Below are 14,167 nucleotides of genomic sequence, written 5' to 3'. Positions count from 1 at the left end.
ACAGGCAAAATCACAGGGGCGTGATTTTACCTGTTTGTGGTGGGATTGCTAGTCTAGCGCACGTAGTTAATGTTGGCGCTGATGTACCAGTGCTCAACCTTGCCATCGCCTTTTTCGACCCAGAGGTCATTATCAAAGTGTTTTACGCGACCTTTAATACTCAAGCTAAGTTTGTTGTCGACGACGCTATCGACGGTTAAGAATGGATCAGAGCTGATTAAGAAAGGTTCGGCATTGTCAATCGTGGCGTCTTTCGCAATCAGGAAGTAATGGTTCAGCTTACCGTCTTGCGGTTTGGTTGAGATTGCCTTGTAACCGACTAGACGATAGTTTTCGCCCACTTGTTGATTCGTTATTTCGCTACCCAAGCGCACATGCGTTGGGATAAACACGTAAGCAAGTAGCGCCGCAATGGCCACTAGAGTGCCGAGCAAAGACAGTTTCAATTTAGACATGGATTTAATTCAATAGCCAATAAAGGAAAAAGTTTACCACAAGCGCGCCATTTTACAGCGATAAGCGTGTTGCGTTTATTATTACCTCAGTGCAACAATAAGAAGTAGTTAAGCATGTATTTGATGGATAAATGTAGTGGCAAATTGGGAAGGTGTCAGCGAGTTTGTTGGCGTGGCAGAGACGCAATCTTTCACCGCAGCAGCGAAAAAGCTCGATACTTCTGTCGCTCAGGTTAGCCGCAGGGTCTCGTCGTTGGAAGAGCGTTTGGCGGTGAAGTTATTCAATCGAACCACGCGGCGAGTCTCGCTTACCGAAGCAGGGCAACTTTATTATCAGCAGTGTAAGCAGTTAGTCGAAGGGTTAGAGCTTGCGGAGTTAGCCGTTACTCAAATGCAATCAACGCCAAAGGGGTTGTTAAAAGTGACGGCCCCTGTCACTTATGGAGAGCAGCAACTCGCTCCTTTGCTGCATCAGTTTTTGGAAAAGTACCCACAAGTTGATTTGGATTTGAATCTGACGAATCAAAAGCTCGATCTGATTGAGATGGGCGTTGATGTCGCGATTCGACTAGGCAGACTGCAAGAATCAAGTTTAGTCGCAAAGCGTTTGTCGAGCCGTCAACTTTATGTATGCGCAAGTAAAGAGTATCTCGACCGTTTTGGTGAGCCTCATACACTGTCTGAACTCTCAAATCACCAATGTTTGGTGGGATCGGTTGATTACTGGCGCTTCAAAGACAGTAAAGGTGAAAAGTCAATCCGCGTTTCTGGGCGCATTCACTGCAACTCGGGTTATTCACTGCTTGACGCTGCGATACGCGGTTTAGGCTTGGTTCAATTGCCTGATTATTATGTCCAATCGGCGTTGGATACAGGCAGCTTGATTGAAGTCTTGAGTGATTATCGGGATGAGCGAGAAGGGATATGGGCTCTTTATCCGCAAAACCGAAACTTATCTCCTAAAGTACGCTTACTGATTGATTTTTTAGCCGAAAAGTTGAAAGACTGAGCCTGAAGTTGTTCACTTCAAGCTCGTCTGGTGGAGTTTTCAAACCTCAATTAGGTTGGCGTTCGGCATCTTGCCGTTTGAGTACTTTGTGGCCATCTTCAGATACCCCTTGTTTCCAGTAGCTGCTGATGTATATGTATTCACGATCTACGTTGTGTTCATTACGGAAGTACTGACGCAGCGCACGCATCGAGTCAAACTCGCAAGCACACCAGACCGAGACTTGACCGTTGAGCCAAGGCTTGCGTTTAGCGGCATTTTCTAACGAGTCTTGGGTCACCCATTCGATCTGCATACCTATTGGTGCTTCTAGCGTTTGTATATCATCTTCGGTTTGAACCTTGATCACAGCGTACCCTTGCGCATCTTGCGGTAAGCGTTGAATCTTCGCTGATAGCGCGGGTAAAGAGGTCATGTCGGCGGTCATAAAATACCAGTCGGCATCAAGGTTCATGTTTTGAATGATCCCAGGGCCCGCGATATGAATCGTATCCCCCTGTTTTGCTGCCATTGCCCAACGCGCGGCAAAGCCACACTGCTGATCTTCGGTGACATGTTTTACAAAATCGACTTCGATTTGCGATTTATTCGGATCAAAGCGACGAATCGTATAAGTACGCATGACAGGGCGGCTATCTTCCGCTTGCTGAGACAAATCGGTTTCACCCACTTGATTGAACAGTAGCTTGATGTAACCACCTTCGCAGTCGAGAGGAAAATCAGCCAGCGCTTCACCTTGTAGAGTGATGCGCTGCATATTTGGAGTAACGGAAAAAGTATCGGTAACGGTGACAAGCTTAGCTGAAGGTTTTTTCATCTTTCTACTCAATAGTTATTCTTATTCTCATTTAGAGTAACAGGTAAAAAAACAGTTCCGAAGCCTCTTTAATTAAATTTACATTTGCGCAGGCGGTCACAACATAGGCACTGTCGAACCAATAAGCAGTGCCGCCATGGTGAGATTAAACACTCGTACGCGTTTGGCGGAGGTCAACCATCGCTGTAACTCGCGCCCTGCAAGTACCCAAAAGCTGCATGACGGCATATTCACCAGCATAAACATGGCGGAAATGATCAACAGTTCATGCCAATTCCCAGAGCTGCTGTAGATCGCTACAGAACTGAGTGCCATCGACCAGCCTTTCGGGTTAACCCATTGGAAAGACGCAGCGCCAAGGAAGGTCATGGGTTTGTAGTCGTCACGGGTTTCCGCTTTCCCAGAACGGGCGATTTTGAGCGCGAGGTAAGCTAAGTAGGCAAGACTCAGCCACTTTAAAACGGTATGAGAGACCGGGTAGGCATTGAAGACGCCGATTAACCCCAATCCTACCAGCAGCACCATAAACCCGAACCCTAAGGTAATTCCCAGCATATGCGGCAAGGTTCTCTGGTAGCCAACATTGGCGCCAGAAGTCATCAACATGAGGTTGTTTGGCCCAGGGGTAAAAGTAGAAACAAAGGCAAACATCGCCAACGCACTGAGTTGTTGTAATTCCATAGTGTCTCCTCAACGTTTACAACAGATGAATTGATGTGTTTGACCGGTCAAGAAACAGTTTAAGTAGATTGAAGCGCAATTATGTGTTTTTATTCGAATGATTAGGTGTTTGTTTGCAATAAAGGTGTGTAATGGATAGGTATGAAGAAAGAATATTGCATGAGCTAAAGCAGGATGGACGATTATCAAATGTCGATCTCGCTCATCGGATTGGTTTGTCTCCATCGGCGACGCTGCGTCGCGTTCAAGATTTGGAAAAGCGCGGTGTAATCAAAGGTTATCGAGCGGTTCTTGACCGCGCTCAACGAGGGGTTGGCTTTGTTGCCTATGTGTCTATTGGATTGGCAAGCCACCGCAAGCAAGCACAATTAGAGTTTGAAGAACACGTTCGATTTGTTGATGAAGTAGTTGAATGTCACAACATTACCGGCGCCAACGAATATTTGCTCAGAGTGGAAACGCAGGATCTAACCAGTTATAAAAAGTTTCATGCGGATGTACTTGGTGAGTGTGCACAAGTTCAATCTATTACGACTATGGTGGTAATGGACTCGCCGAAAGATGAGCGCTAGCAAGAGGTTTTCGGCGTTGTCAGCGATCTCAATCCTCTTTGTTTTTAATCAATGTATTGGCTTTGATTTGATTTTATAACTTTGTTGCATGTGTCTGTTAATGCATATTTACAAAAGTCACTGCCTAACTGATGAATTATCCAACAATGTTTTGTGGCATTGATCACATATTATGTTAGACTTCGCCCCACAATTCTTATGGGAATATTCCCAGTTCACGGACGACTCAACCGATCTGATTGAGAACAATAATGCAATTATCCTTAAAAAATTTGTCTATTCGTACACAGGTATTGTTACCTGTGCTATTCACAACCGTTGCTTTGTTTATCGCCCTTTGGGTGACCAAAAATAATTTGGAAGCAGAGCAAGATCGAATCAACGACAATATTGACTCACTCGTATTTTACAAAGATACATTGGCCAAGATTGACGACCAAGTATACCCACTTCGCATTAGTGCAGTGTATGCCATTTATGATGCGTCTCGCCGTGATGCGTTTCTTGGTGAACTAAAAACTGCCATGCGTGAAATGGATCAAGATCTTGACCTAATACGTGAGCGCAAAACGTTCCGTGATGACATCGTTACCGTGCGTGCCTCAATTGAAAACTATGTTCAGTTCTCTAACCAAGGGGTTGCTCTTTTTCACCGTAAAGACGACGGGCTAGCGACTGAACTTGAGTACAGCAACTTTATTAGCCAGTATCGTATTGCTGGCAATGAAATGGTGCAGTCAATCAACGCACTCTCGAAAAAGGTTAATGACGCGGCGACGCTGGCAATGGCCCAAAGTGTTGAACAAAACGCCAAAGTGAAAAACATGGCGATGTTCCTTGTATTGAGTGTTTTAGCGATCTCATTGTTGGTTGCGTGGGTCCTATCTGGAATGATTGTTACGCCAGTTCAAAAACTGCAAGAAGTGATGCGAGAGCTTGCGCAGGGTAACCTATCGATTCGCGCCAATGCCGATGGTGAAAACGAAATCTCTCAGCTTAGTAAAGACGTGAATACGACCGCAGAGCAGCTCCATACAACCGTTGATCAACTGATGCGTATCAGCGAAGAGGTGGCTTCAGCATCAACAGAGCTTGCTGCTGTAATGACACAATCTCAAGCGAATGCCCAGCAAGAGTTGGCGGAAATTGAGCAAGTTGCGTCTGCCGTAAATGAGCTTTCCAGTACCGCCGATAACGTGAGTGACAACGCGCAAGTGGCTGATTCTACAGCGCGTGAAGCAAATCAACTGGCTGCATCAGGCATGGAAATCTTCGAAGAGAGCAATCAGGCAAGTGCTCAAATGGGCGACGCGCTTAACGATGCGGCTCAAGTGGTTCTGTCACTAAAAGAGCAGTCGGAGCAAATCAGTGATGTGATTGAAGTGATTCGCGGTGTATCTGAGCAAACGAACCTATTGGCGCTGAATGCGGCTATCGAAGCGGCACGTGCGGGTGAATCTGGTCGTGGCTTCGCGGTTGTGGCAGATGAAGTACGTATGCTTGCCGCGCGTACTCAAGAGTCAACTGGTGAAATCCAAACCATCATCGAAGAGCTACAAAAGCAATCGGGTATGGCAAACGACAGCATGCAACTTAGTTTGGAAATGTTGGCCAAAAACAATGAACTGGCGCAACAAGCAAACAGTGCGTTGCAGGGTATCACTGAGTCCGTGACCAACATTAACGACGCAAATACACAGGTTGCAACCGCAGCAGAGCAGCAGTCACAAGTAACCCAAGACATTAACCGCAACGTGGTAAACATGTCTGAACTGGTGAATCAAAATGTGTCTGGCATTTGCCAGAGTGCGAGTGCAAGCGAAGAGTTATCTTCACTGGCAGAGAAGCAAAAAGCGCAACTGGCGTTCTTTAAGCTCTAATTAATTCAGCCATCGTTCGAAATGAAAGCAGAAGGTGCTCCGGCGTTTTCTGCTTTTTGGCGTTTTGTGAGTGTTAAATCATCAGTTAGCACTCAAAAGCAGAGATTGTTTCTTCGGCTAAAAATACCAGTTTGTGAACTGAACATAATGATCCAGCAACCGAATGCTTGAATAGTATTCGCCGATGGTAAGGAAAGGATTGCGCAAACGTTTAGTTGGTAGCTCTTTAAGTGTTTGTTTTTGTGAGGCTTTTAAAGGTTTGGCGAGGAGGGGAGTGTGCTTAGGTATGCAACTTAACCGAACTGTAGCATAAAAAAATTAGAAATATCAGTCTTGCGGGAAATAAATCGCGGCCTATAATGCTGAAAACCGGAGCGTCTGCCAACGCTCCGGTTTTTTTGTGTCCGAAACTCAGTAAAACGTCTGCCAACGTTTACCGAAAACGCACGACACGTAAATTTGCTTACAGGAAAATTTATCATGCGTATCGAACAAGAACTTAAGTTAGGCTTTAAAGATGTATTATTTCGCCCGAAGCGTTCTACTCTTAAAAGTCGTTCTCAAGTTGAGTTAACCCGCGAGTTTACATTCAAGCATAGTGGTCGTCAATGGTCTGGTACTCCAGTTATTGCTGCCAATATGGACTCGGTAGGTAGCTTTGCGATGGCAAAAGCACTGGCTGAGCACGGCGTTATGACAGCTGTTCACAAGCACTACAGCGTTGAACAATGGGCCGACTTCGTTAAATCGGCAGACAAAGCAACGCTTAACAACGTGTTTGTTTCTACCGGCACTTCAGACGCTGACTTTCAAAAAACCAAAGACATCATGGCGCTATCTGAAGAACTTATCTTCATCTGTATTGATATTGCCAACGGCTACTCAGAGCATTTGGTTGAGTACGTAGAGCGCGTTCGAGCGGCCTTCCCAGATAAAGTAATTTCTGCGGGTAATGTGGTAACGGGCGATATGTGTGAAGAGCTCATCCTAGCGGGTGCAGACATTGTTAAAGTGGGCATTGGCCCAGGATCAGTATGTACTACACGCGTAAAAACGGGTGTGGGTTACCCTCAGCTTTCAGCAATTATCGAATGTGGTGACGCTGCTCATGGTCTTGGTGGCATGATCATCGGTGACGGTGGCTGTTCATGTGCAGGAGACGTGGCTAAAGCCTTCGGCGGCGGCGCGGATTTTGTCATGCTAGGCGGTATGCTTGCAGGTCACGAAGAGTCAGGCGGTGAAATCATTCAAAAAGACGGTGAAACTTTCATGAAGTTCTACGGCATGTCTTCACAGTCAGCAATGGACAAGCACTCAGGTGGTGTGGCTAAGTACCGCGCAGCTGAAGGTAAAACCGTACTATTGCCATACCGCGGCAGCGTTCACGGTACTATCTCTGACATCCTTGGTGGTGTACGCTCAACGTGTACCTACGTAGGCGCTGCAAAGCTTAAAGAGCTAACGAAGCGTACGACTTTCATCCGCGTTCAAGAGCAAGAGAACAATGTATTCGGTAAAGAGAAGTAGTCTAATACTTCGGAAAATACGAATCATAGAGAGCCGCTTCTGCGGCTCTTTTTTAACCTGAACTTTGGGAAAATTCTAAACCTGAGACACTTTTACTAAAATACACTTTGTACATGCAAACAAAGAATCAGCGTCGTTGACAATTCAACTGCCGTAGTCATTTACGCTGTATTATGTTGAGCTCTATGTTTATTAAGCCGAAAGTTTGGTAAGTGCTTGTATCTTTTCTAGCAACCTCGATCTTAATTGCTGGTAGGTGAGAGGCTTTCGTCCACGTACAGTCACTCTCTCTGACTCCGCTGCCAATATTGCTTTTTTATTACGTTCTAATTCACACAGTTGTTCCTCGAGTTTTCTCCGTTTTCTTAGTGCTTTTTGGCGCTCACTTAATGGCTTACGGCCAACTTTTTGGAGTTTGCTATGTTGTTGGTTTCGCCAAACTTGCTCTGGTGTCAGTGGTCGTATTTGTTGAGCACGATAAGTTATGGCGAGCTCTTGATAATCATCGATTAAGGCTTGCTCCGCCCTGACAAGAACAACAGGCGTTGGGAGCTTCGGACGACCAGTTGTTTTGGCGCTGTGTATCGGGTAAATCAAACCAATGCGTTTTTCAATGATGTGGCCTAGCCCCTTTCTGATCAATGTTCGCCAAGTTTTAACACCACACTTCTCTTCATACTCAGCACACTGTGCTTTGAGCCAAAGAGCAAAACCATAGAGCGTAACAGTTTGTTCGTTAGCTGGTTGATAACTTAAATATGAAATCGCCTTATTGATTGTTTCATTGTTAGCATGTCGCCAGTACTTTTTACTGGGTAGGATAGGTTGATTACGCTGACAGAGTATTAACTGATAAGTAGTCTGCAACTGGACTAAGTCCTGCTGGAGCTTCTCCGACTGGAGCAAAAATTGAGCTTCTGGGTCTTTGTGCCTCTGAATGGCGAGCAGCCGATTGTCGATTTCTGACCATAAGCGATATTCTTCTGCAGTAGCAAGAACAAGTTGGGCGACATCGCTGAGTTCCGCAGGGTTTAAATCTGGGTAGTGCTGTTTCAGCTCTAGGTTGAATTGCTGACGCACGTTAAGTAGATCTTGATAGCGTTTCGCTACGTGACGTTGCTGTTTTATTAATGGAGCGCTTTTGGGTCTCCCTCGTTTATTGTCAGGCTTAGACGTTACCGATACTGCATTCGTCATAGTGGTATCACTGCAGTGGCGCGAAAGCCACCGTCGTCAGGTGTTTCGATTTCTATGTAAATTCGCTGCCCAAGGGCTAATTCCATGTTGGCCAAGTTGATGCTGGAAAGATCAATCAACACATCAATGGGAACGACATCGGGCACCGCAAAGCCAAATTTTTTCTCAGAGTTAAACCAGGTTACTTTCGCTTTCAGTCCCAGCATTTCTAGTGTCTCTCTCCTAATTAATAAGTAATAAATTAAATAACAAAAAAAGCCGAGCGTAGCCACGCTTTTCCTTTCTTACCGCCGCGAAAGCTGATCTGAAACAATTCCTGCTCTTCCGAGCCTACGTTTCGCACTGGTTTCTCAGTAAAACAGCGTCATTAAACACGATTAATCACGTAATTACGTTGTAAAACAGCGAGTAAAACTATGAACAGACTATTGTTATCAGCAGTTGGGGTCAGTTTGACACTTAGCGGCGCGCCCGCAGTGGCACATACTGTTGACTTGCAGCGACTCTATCTAGACTCACTAGAGAACAATCCGATATTGGCTAGTGCGGCACTGGAAATGGATAGTGCGCGTAAAGGCAGCGCCATCATTGATGGTCAATACCGCCCACAGGTGGATGTGGGTGTTCAGTATGGTGCGCTGCGAAATGATTGGACAACGATGAACGAAACCGATGGCCAAGGTGCAGAAGTGTCCGTATCTGTTGGGCAAAATATTTTTAATGATCAGCTTAATCGAGCGAGTGCCATTGCTGAGCAGCAGCATGAACTCAGCAAGGTTAGTTATGATTACGCTCTAGCGACGATGCAGATGAGTGTGGTCAATGGCTATTTCAATGCGCTTAAAGCGCAAGAGAAACAAAAACAGGTTAAAGCCACCAAGAAAGCGATAGGTGAGCATTTGGTTCAAGTGAAGCATCGTTTTAATAACGGCCTCGTGCCAGAGAATGATGTCAAAGAAACCCAAGCGCAATATGACCTAGCGGAAGCGGCGGTGATTTTTGCTCACAACGAGTTGGAAAAGGCGCTCGACTACCTGTACGAATTAACGGGTCGCGAATATACACGAGTAGCCTCATTGGGTGCCAATCTGCCTAAGGTTTCGCTCCCCCAACCCAATGGTTACATCAGCTGGCAAGAGCTTGCTCAGCGAGAGAGCCAGCAAATGGAGATTCAACGTCAACTGGTTAAGCTATCGCGAGAGCAGATTTCCCTTGCTCAAGCGGGTCATATGCCGACGATTGGCTTGGTGGCAGAGTATCGCTATGCGTTTGCTACTCAATCCCGTAGCAACGGCCCACAACAAGCAAAAGGTTCGTTTCAAGACCTAGACAACAATGCGACTGTGTTTGCCGGAGTGGCAATGTCTCTGCCCGCTTACCGTGGTGGCGCGACGGAAAATCGAGTCGAACAAGCCAATATTCAGTACCAACAGGCACTTGAACTTCAAAGCCATACTTGGCGACAGGTCGCACGCCAAGTGCGCAGCGCAGAAAAAGATTTAGTGGCACTTGAAAGTGCGCAATCTGCTTATCAACAGGCGGTGATTTCTGCCGAATCGGCATTAAACGCGACGGAACAAGGGCTAGACATTGGCACGCGCACTATCGTTGACGTGCTTGACTCGACGCGTCAACTTTACTCAGCGAAAGAGCAGTTAACTGCCGCTCAGATCGATTTCTTAGTCGCAAATCTTCAACTGCATTTCCTAGCAGGTGTTCTCGATGACGAAGCGCTAAACGCAATTAATCGCCTGCTAGATGTTTAGTGATTACACCGCACCCACTCAATCAAATTAATAAATAAAGAGAAACTCATGAGAAAATTGCCCTTATACACAGCGATTGCCCTTTTGCTATCGGGTTGTGGTAGTTCAAATGAAAGTGACCAGCAAAACGTGGCTCAAGCAACCCCTGTTAGTGTGGTCACTGCAAAGGCACACCTTCACAGCCCAACTAGCTATTACGTCGGCCGAATGCAAGCGATTGAGTCCGCCAATTTGACGCCAAGAACCACAGGTTACTTACTCAAGAAAAACTTTGAAGATGGGGCTTTAGTCGAGAAAGGTGACGTTCTATTTGAGATCGACCCGACCTCATATCGAGCCGCTTTGGATGCCGCCAAGGCTTCGATGAGCGAGGCGAAAGCAGCGCTAGCACTTACAGAGCTGAACCATCAACGTAATGCAAACATGTTGAAAACCGGTGGCGTATCTCAAGCGCAGTTTGATTTAAGCTCAGCGGAACTCGCACAAGCGAAACACCGCGTTGAATTAGCGCAAGCTAACCTTGTTGTCCAACAAGATAACCTAGAACAAACCCAAGTAAGAGCGCCGTACAGTGGCAAATTGGGTAAGAGCCTGTTCTCTATCGGCGATATGGTTGGACCTAACTTTGGACCACTTACCGACGTGGTGCAAATCCATCCGATTGAAGCGAGTTTCTCACTCAAGCAAACCGACGTCGCTGTACGTGATTTTTCGCGCCAAGACTCAACACGGGTTTCACTAGAAATTGCTGGTGAAGTTGTTGACAGCGAAGGCGTTCTTTCATTTGTTGACAACAAGATTGATCCACAAAGTGGCACGATAGATCTCGCGGCAACATTCAACAACGAGCAAGGCTTGCTGACAGCGAATCAGTATGTACGTGTTGGCCTAGCGCCGACTCAAGCGCTTACTGGTGTAACAATTCCGCATGCGGCAGTTCACCAAGATTACAAGGCGCAATACGTCCTGACGATTGAAGATGGGATTGCGGTTCGTCGAGATGTGGAAGTGTCAGACCGCATTGGTCAAAACGTCTTTATTACACAAGGTTTGGCCGTGGAAGAGCCAATCATTATCGGTGGTCTACAGCGCATTAGGGAAGGTGCTCAAGTAGTGGTAGCGGAGTAGGTCCATGCTAAGTCAATTTTTCATCAATCGACCAAAATTTGCGTTTGTCATTTCGATTTTCCTGACCTTGATCGGCCTGATTGCGATTAAAACCATGCCTGTGGCTGAGTACCCTAGTGTGACGCCTCCGCAGGTTCGTGTGATTGCTGTTCTGCCCGGAGCCAGTGCAGAAACAGTGAAAGAGGTGATTGGTAACCCGATCGAAGAAGAGGTCAACGGCGTGGATGGCATGGTGTACATGCAGTCGCGTTCAACCAACGATGGCCGTTACTTCCTCAATATAACGTTTGATAACAGTGTCGACTCTGACATGGCGATGGTCAACGTTTCAAACCGTGTCGCGGTAGCGGAAAACATGCTGCCGTTCGAAGTGCGTGCCCGTGGTATTCGTATTCGTAAAGCGACACCTGACGATCTGCTAGCGGTAGCGTTTTATTCTGAAACCCAGTCAATGTCTGAGCTTGAGCTTAACTCTTGGGTGGAATCCAATTTTATGGAGCGTATTGCGCGTATTCCAGGGCTGGCGACCAGTGACCTAATCGGTGCGACGTATGGTATGCGTGTGTGGCTTGATATGGATCGTATGGCGGCTCTGGGTGTCAGCACAGTAGAAGTGAAGAATGCGATTCGCGAGCAAAATGCGGTTGTCCCTGCGGGCCGTATTGGTCAAGGTCCGAGCCGTGAAAATGCCGCGCTTCAGTTTAACCTGATCACACAAGGGCGTTTATCTAGTGCACAAGACTTTGAACAAGTGATTGTCAAAACCCTCGCTAATGGTAACCATATTCACCTTGCGGATGTGGCCGATATTGAAATTGGCAGCCAGTTCTACGACGCATATGCTAACTATAATGGTCAAGAAGCGGCGCTAGTGATGATGCAAGCGAACCCAGATGCGAACGCATTGGAAACGGGTGAAGCGGTTAAAGCGGTGCTGAAAGACATTGAATCTATTTTGCCAGCAGGCATGTCGTATGCTATCCCTTACGATACAACGCTTGCGGTAGAGGCATCGATTAAGAGCATCGTCGAAACGCTGCTAGTAGCGGTTCTGCTGGTTATCGCGGTGACCTACCTATTCTTGGGCAATGTGCGTGCAACGTTAGCGCCTGTTGTGGCCATTCCTGTCTCTTTGATTGGTACCTTCGCCTTTATGCAGATGGGCGGCTTTAGTATCAATACGGTGACGCTATTTGGCTTAATTCTCGCGATTGGTATTGTAGTAGACAATGCGATCTTAGTGGTCGAAAACGTCGAACGTATTCTTGAAGAACAGCCACAGTGGTCAAGCAAGGAAGCGACCATTCAAGCAATGAAAGAGGTGACTGGCCCTATCATCGCTTCGACGCTCGTTATGCTGGCGGTGTTTATCCCGGTTGCGATGTTGCCGGGTATTACCGGCTTGATGTTCGCTCAGTTCTCAATCACGATTTGTATCGCGCTAGTATTGTCTGCGATTAACGCGCTGACTCTATCACCAGCACTTTGTGCCATGGTGATGAAGCGCAACAGCCAACCTGCAAAATGGTTTGTTGCCTTCAACCGCATGTTTGATCGCGTGACCAACGCTTATGGTAAAGCAGTAGCACTGATGGTTCGTAAGAGCTTGGTGTTGGGTACGGCCTTCATTGTGGCGATTGGTGCTATGGTCGCGATGAACGCTAAGCTACCAACCGCATTTGTTCCGGCTGAAGATAAAGGGGTATTGGCACTGGCGATGTTCTTGCCGGACAACGCGTCAAAAGAGCGTACTCATGAGCTGATTCGCAAAGCCGAAGAAATTTTGAATAATGACCCAGCTATTGAAGATTATGCCGGTGCGATTGGTTTTAACGCCGTAACCGGCAGTGTGGCGTCAAACTCGGCGACCATGTTCATCAACTTAAAGCACTGGGATGAGCGTCTTGAGCTTGAGGGTGACCATACTCAGGCCGCAGTCGCACAGCGTTTGAATCGTCAGCTGCATGGTATCGATAAGGCGATGACATTTACCATGGGTATGCCAGCCATTCCGGGCGTGGGTGCAGGTGATTCACTTGAATTCATGCTGCAAGATACGAGCGGTCGCAACGCACAAGAGCTGGCTCAGATGACTTACGCTATGGTCGCAGCGGCGAACCAAGCACCAGAGATCACCCGTGCGATGACAACTTATCGTGCCAATGTGCCTCATTACCACGTAGACATTGACCGCGAAAAAGCGCGTCAAATGGGCGTAACGCTAGGCGCAATCAATGATGCGATGGCTACCCACCTTGCGTCTTCTTACGTGAATGATTTCGCACTCAATGGCCGTAGCTACCGTGTGTTCGTTCAGGCAAAAGGTGAGCAGCGTAACGATCTGGATGATGTTCTGCGTATCCATGTGCCATCAAACAGCGGTAAGCAGGTTCCATTATCAACGGTAGCAACGATTTCACCGACACTTGAGCCTGACTTGGTGACGAGCTACAACATGCTACCAGCTGCGCGTATTCAGCTAAATGCCGCGCCAGGGTACTCATCGGGTCAAGCCATTGAAGCGATGGAGCGTATTGCAGGCGAAGTGCTTGAGTCGGGTTACACGTTTGAATGGACCAACATGGCGTTCCAGGAGAAACAAGCGGGCGGTACAGCACAAATTGCGATGATTCTCGCTTTGGTATTCATCTACCTGTTTTTGGTGGCGCAGTATGAATCTTGGGCACTGCCAGCGGCCATCATCATTGTTGCGCCAACAGCGGCGGTCGGCACATACGCTGCACTACTAATGGGTGGTCAAGCGCTGTCGATTTACGGACAAATTGGTTTGATTCTGTTGGTATCGCTAGCGGCGAAAAACGCCATCTTGATGGTTGAGTTCTCAAAGATTAAGCGTGAAGAGCAAGGTCTATCGATTGAAGAGGCAGCTATCCAAGGTGGTAAGATGCGCTTTAGAGCGGTTAACATGACATCGTGGTCGTTTATTCTGGGTATTTTACCGCTTGCGTTTGCACAAGGTGCGGGTGCGACCGCGCAAAACACCACAGGCCTTGCCTTGTTGGGCGGTATGTTGATGGTACTTGCGGTGGGCTCGATTACGACCCCGGGATTCTATGCGGTGTTCCAAAAACTGCGTGAAAAAGTGAAAGCGTAACAAATAGCAGTGTTAAGCAG

At 47.1% G+C, this 14,167-nt stretch carries 12 protein-coding genes; 7 read left to right on the top strand and 5 right to left on the bottom strand.

The features are described 5' to 3' along the window. Nucleotides 1–53: 53 nt before the first annotated feature. The gene (locus OH458_RS15715) at nt 54–455 is read right to left on the bottom strand and encodes a hypothetical protein (RefSeq protein WP_269979032.1); all 402 of its coding nucleotides are present in this window, start codon (nt 453–455) and stop codon (nt 54–56) included. Between the two features lie 136 nt (nt 456–591). Between OH458_RS15715 and OH458_RS15710 the strand changes: the two genes are divergently transcribed. Further along, complete coding sequence (locus OH458_RS15710) at nt 592–1,464, top strand: LysR family transcriptional regulator (RefSeq protein ID WP_269979031.1); 873 nt, start codon at nt 592–594, stop codon at nt 1,462–1,464. 46 nt (nt 1,465–1,510) lie between these two features. Here the strand turns inward: OH458_RS15710 and OH458_RS15705 are convergent, their stop codons facing one another. Next, nucleotides 1,511–2,281, bottom strand: a complete 771-nt coding sequence (locus OH458_RS15705; protein WP_269979030.1) for a siderophore-interacting protein — start codon at nt 2,279–2,281, stop codon at nt 1,511–1,513. Nucleotides 2,282–2,377: 96 nt separating this feature from the next. Then, entirely contained in the window at nt 2,378–2,962 is a 585-nt protein-coding gene (locus OH458_RS15700) for a LysE family translocator (protein WP_039624397.1), read from the bottom strand. Between the two features lie 131 nt (nt 2,963–3,093). On the opposite strand from OH458_RS15700, the gene OH458_RS15695 reads away from it, so the two are divergent. The 3 genes from OH458_RS15695 (at nt 3,094) to OH458_RS15685 (ending at nt 6,941) form a co-directional block, all read left to right on the top strand. Further along, on the top strand, nt 3,094–3,534 hold the full coding sequence (locus tag OH458_RS15695; RefSeq protein ID WP_269979029.1) for an Lrp/AsnC family transcriptional regulator: 441 nt from the start codon (nt 3,094–3,096) through the stop codon (nt 3,532–3,534). A 251-nt stretch (nt 3,535–3,785) separates the two neighbouring features. Beyond that, nucleotides 3,786–5,414 carry a methyl-accepting chemotaxis protein gene (locus OH458_RS15690; RefSeq protein ID WP_269979028.1) on the top strand — a complete coding sequence of 543 codons (1,629 nt, stop codon included), beginning with the start codon at nt 3,786–3,788 and terminating at the stop codon, nt 5,412–5,414. Between the two features lie 480 nt (nt 5,415–5,894). Next, nucleotides 5,895–6,941 carry a GMP reductase gene (locus OH458_RS15685; protein WP_038193226.1) on the top strand — a complete coding sequence of 349 codons (1,047 nt, stop codon included), beginning with the start codon at nt 5,895–5,897 and terminating at the stop codon, nt 6,939–6,941. Between the two features lie 192 nt (nt 6,942–7,133). Here the strand turns inward: OH458_RS15685 and OH458_RS15680 are convergent, their stop codons facing one another. Then, nucleotides 7,134–8,138 (bottom strand): hypothetical protein, encoded by a 1,005-nt coding sequence (locus OH458_RS15680; RefSeq protein WP_269979027.1) that lies wholly within the window; start codon nt 8,136–8,138, stop codon nt 7,134–7,136. Next, nucleotides 8,135–8,410 (bottom strand): cold shock domain-containing protein, encoded by a 276-nt coding sequence (locus OH458_RS15675; RefSeq protein WP_269979026.1) that lies wholly within the window; start codon nt 8,408–8,410, stop codon nt 8,135–8,137. Before OH458_RS15675 ends, OH458_RS15680 begins: the two co-directional genes overlap by 4 nt. Nucleotides 8,411–8,554: 144 nt before the next feature. On the opposite strand from OH458_RS15675, the gene OH458_RS15670 reads away from it, so the two are divergent. Genes OH458_RS15670 through OH458_RS15660 form a run of 3 tightly spaced genes read left to right on the top strand, consistent with a single transcriptional unit; the run spans nt 8,555 to nt 14,147 of the window. Next, complete coding sequence (locus OH458_RS15670) at nt 8,555–9,904, top strand: TolC family outer membrane protein (RefSeq protein WP_269979025.1); 1,350 nt, start codon at nt 8,555–8,557, stop codon at nt 9,902–9,904. 48 nt (nt 9,905–9,952) lie between these two features. Further along, nucleotides 9,953–11,032 carry an efflux RND transporter periplasmic adaptor subunit gene (locus OH458_RS15665; protein ID WP_269979024.1) on the top strand — a complete coding sequence of 360 codons (1,080 nt, stop codon included), beginning with the start codon at nt 9,953–9,955 and terminating at the stop codon, nt 11,030–11,032. A gap of 4 nt (nt 11,033–11,036) precedes the next feature. Then, complete coding sequence (locus OH458_RS15660) at nt 11,037–14,147, top strand: efflux RND transporter permease subunit (protein ID WP_269979023.1); 3,111 nt, start codon at nt 11,037–11,039, stop codon at nt 14,145–14,147. Nucleotides 14,148–14,167: the final 20 nt, after the last annotated feature.

Origin of the sequence: Vibrio sp. MarTm2 (assembly GCF_027587055.1) — a bacterium.
GTDB lineage: Bacteria > Pseudomonadota > Gammaproteobacteria > Enterobacterales > Vibrionaceae > Vibrio > Vibrio sinaloensis_D.
This window is presented reverse-complemented; position numbering and strand designations above follow the sequence as displayed.

Coding starts and splice junctions, on each gene's coding strand:
- OH458_RS15700 (WP_039624397.1), bottom strand. CDS start 2,962: ATGGAATTACAACAACTCAGTGCGTTGGCGATGTTTGCCTTTGTTTCT.
- OH458_RS15670 (WP_269979025.1), top strand. CDS start 8,555: ATGAACAGACTATTGTTATCAGCAGTTGGGGTCAGTTTGACACTTAGC.
- OH458_RS15665 (WP_269979024.1), top strand. CDS start 9,953: ATGAGAAAATTGCCCTTATACACAGCGATTGCCCTTTTGCTATCGGGT.
- OH458_RS15695 (WP_269979029.1), top strand. CDS start 3,094: ATGGATAGGTATGAAGAAAGAATATTGCATGAGCTAAAGCAGGATGGA.
- OH458_RS15705 (WP_269979030.1), bottom strand. CDS start 2,281: ATGAAAAAACCTTCAGCTAAGCTTGTCACCGTTACCGATACTTTTTCC.
- OH458_RS15715 (WP_269979032.1), bottom strand. CDS start 455: ATGTCTAAATTGAAACTGTCTTTGCTCGGCACTCTAGTGGCCATTGCG.
- OH458_RS15690 (WP_269979028.1), top strand. CDS start 3,786: ATGCAATTATCCTTAAAAAATTTGTCTATTCGTACACAGGTATTGTTA.
- OH458_RS15680 (WP_269979027.1), bottom strand. CDS start 8,138: ATGACGAATGCAGTATCGGTAACGTCTAAGCCTGACAATAAACGAGGG.
- OH458_RS15660 (WP_269979023.1), top strand. CDS start 11,037: ATGCTAAGTCAATTTTTCATCAATCGACCAAAATTTGCGTTTGTCATT.
- OH458_RS15685 (WP_038193226.1), top strand. CDS start 5,895: ATGCGTATCGAACAAGAACTTAAGTTAGGCTTTAAAGATGTATTATTT.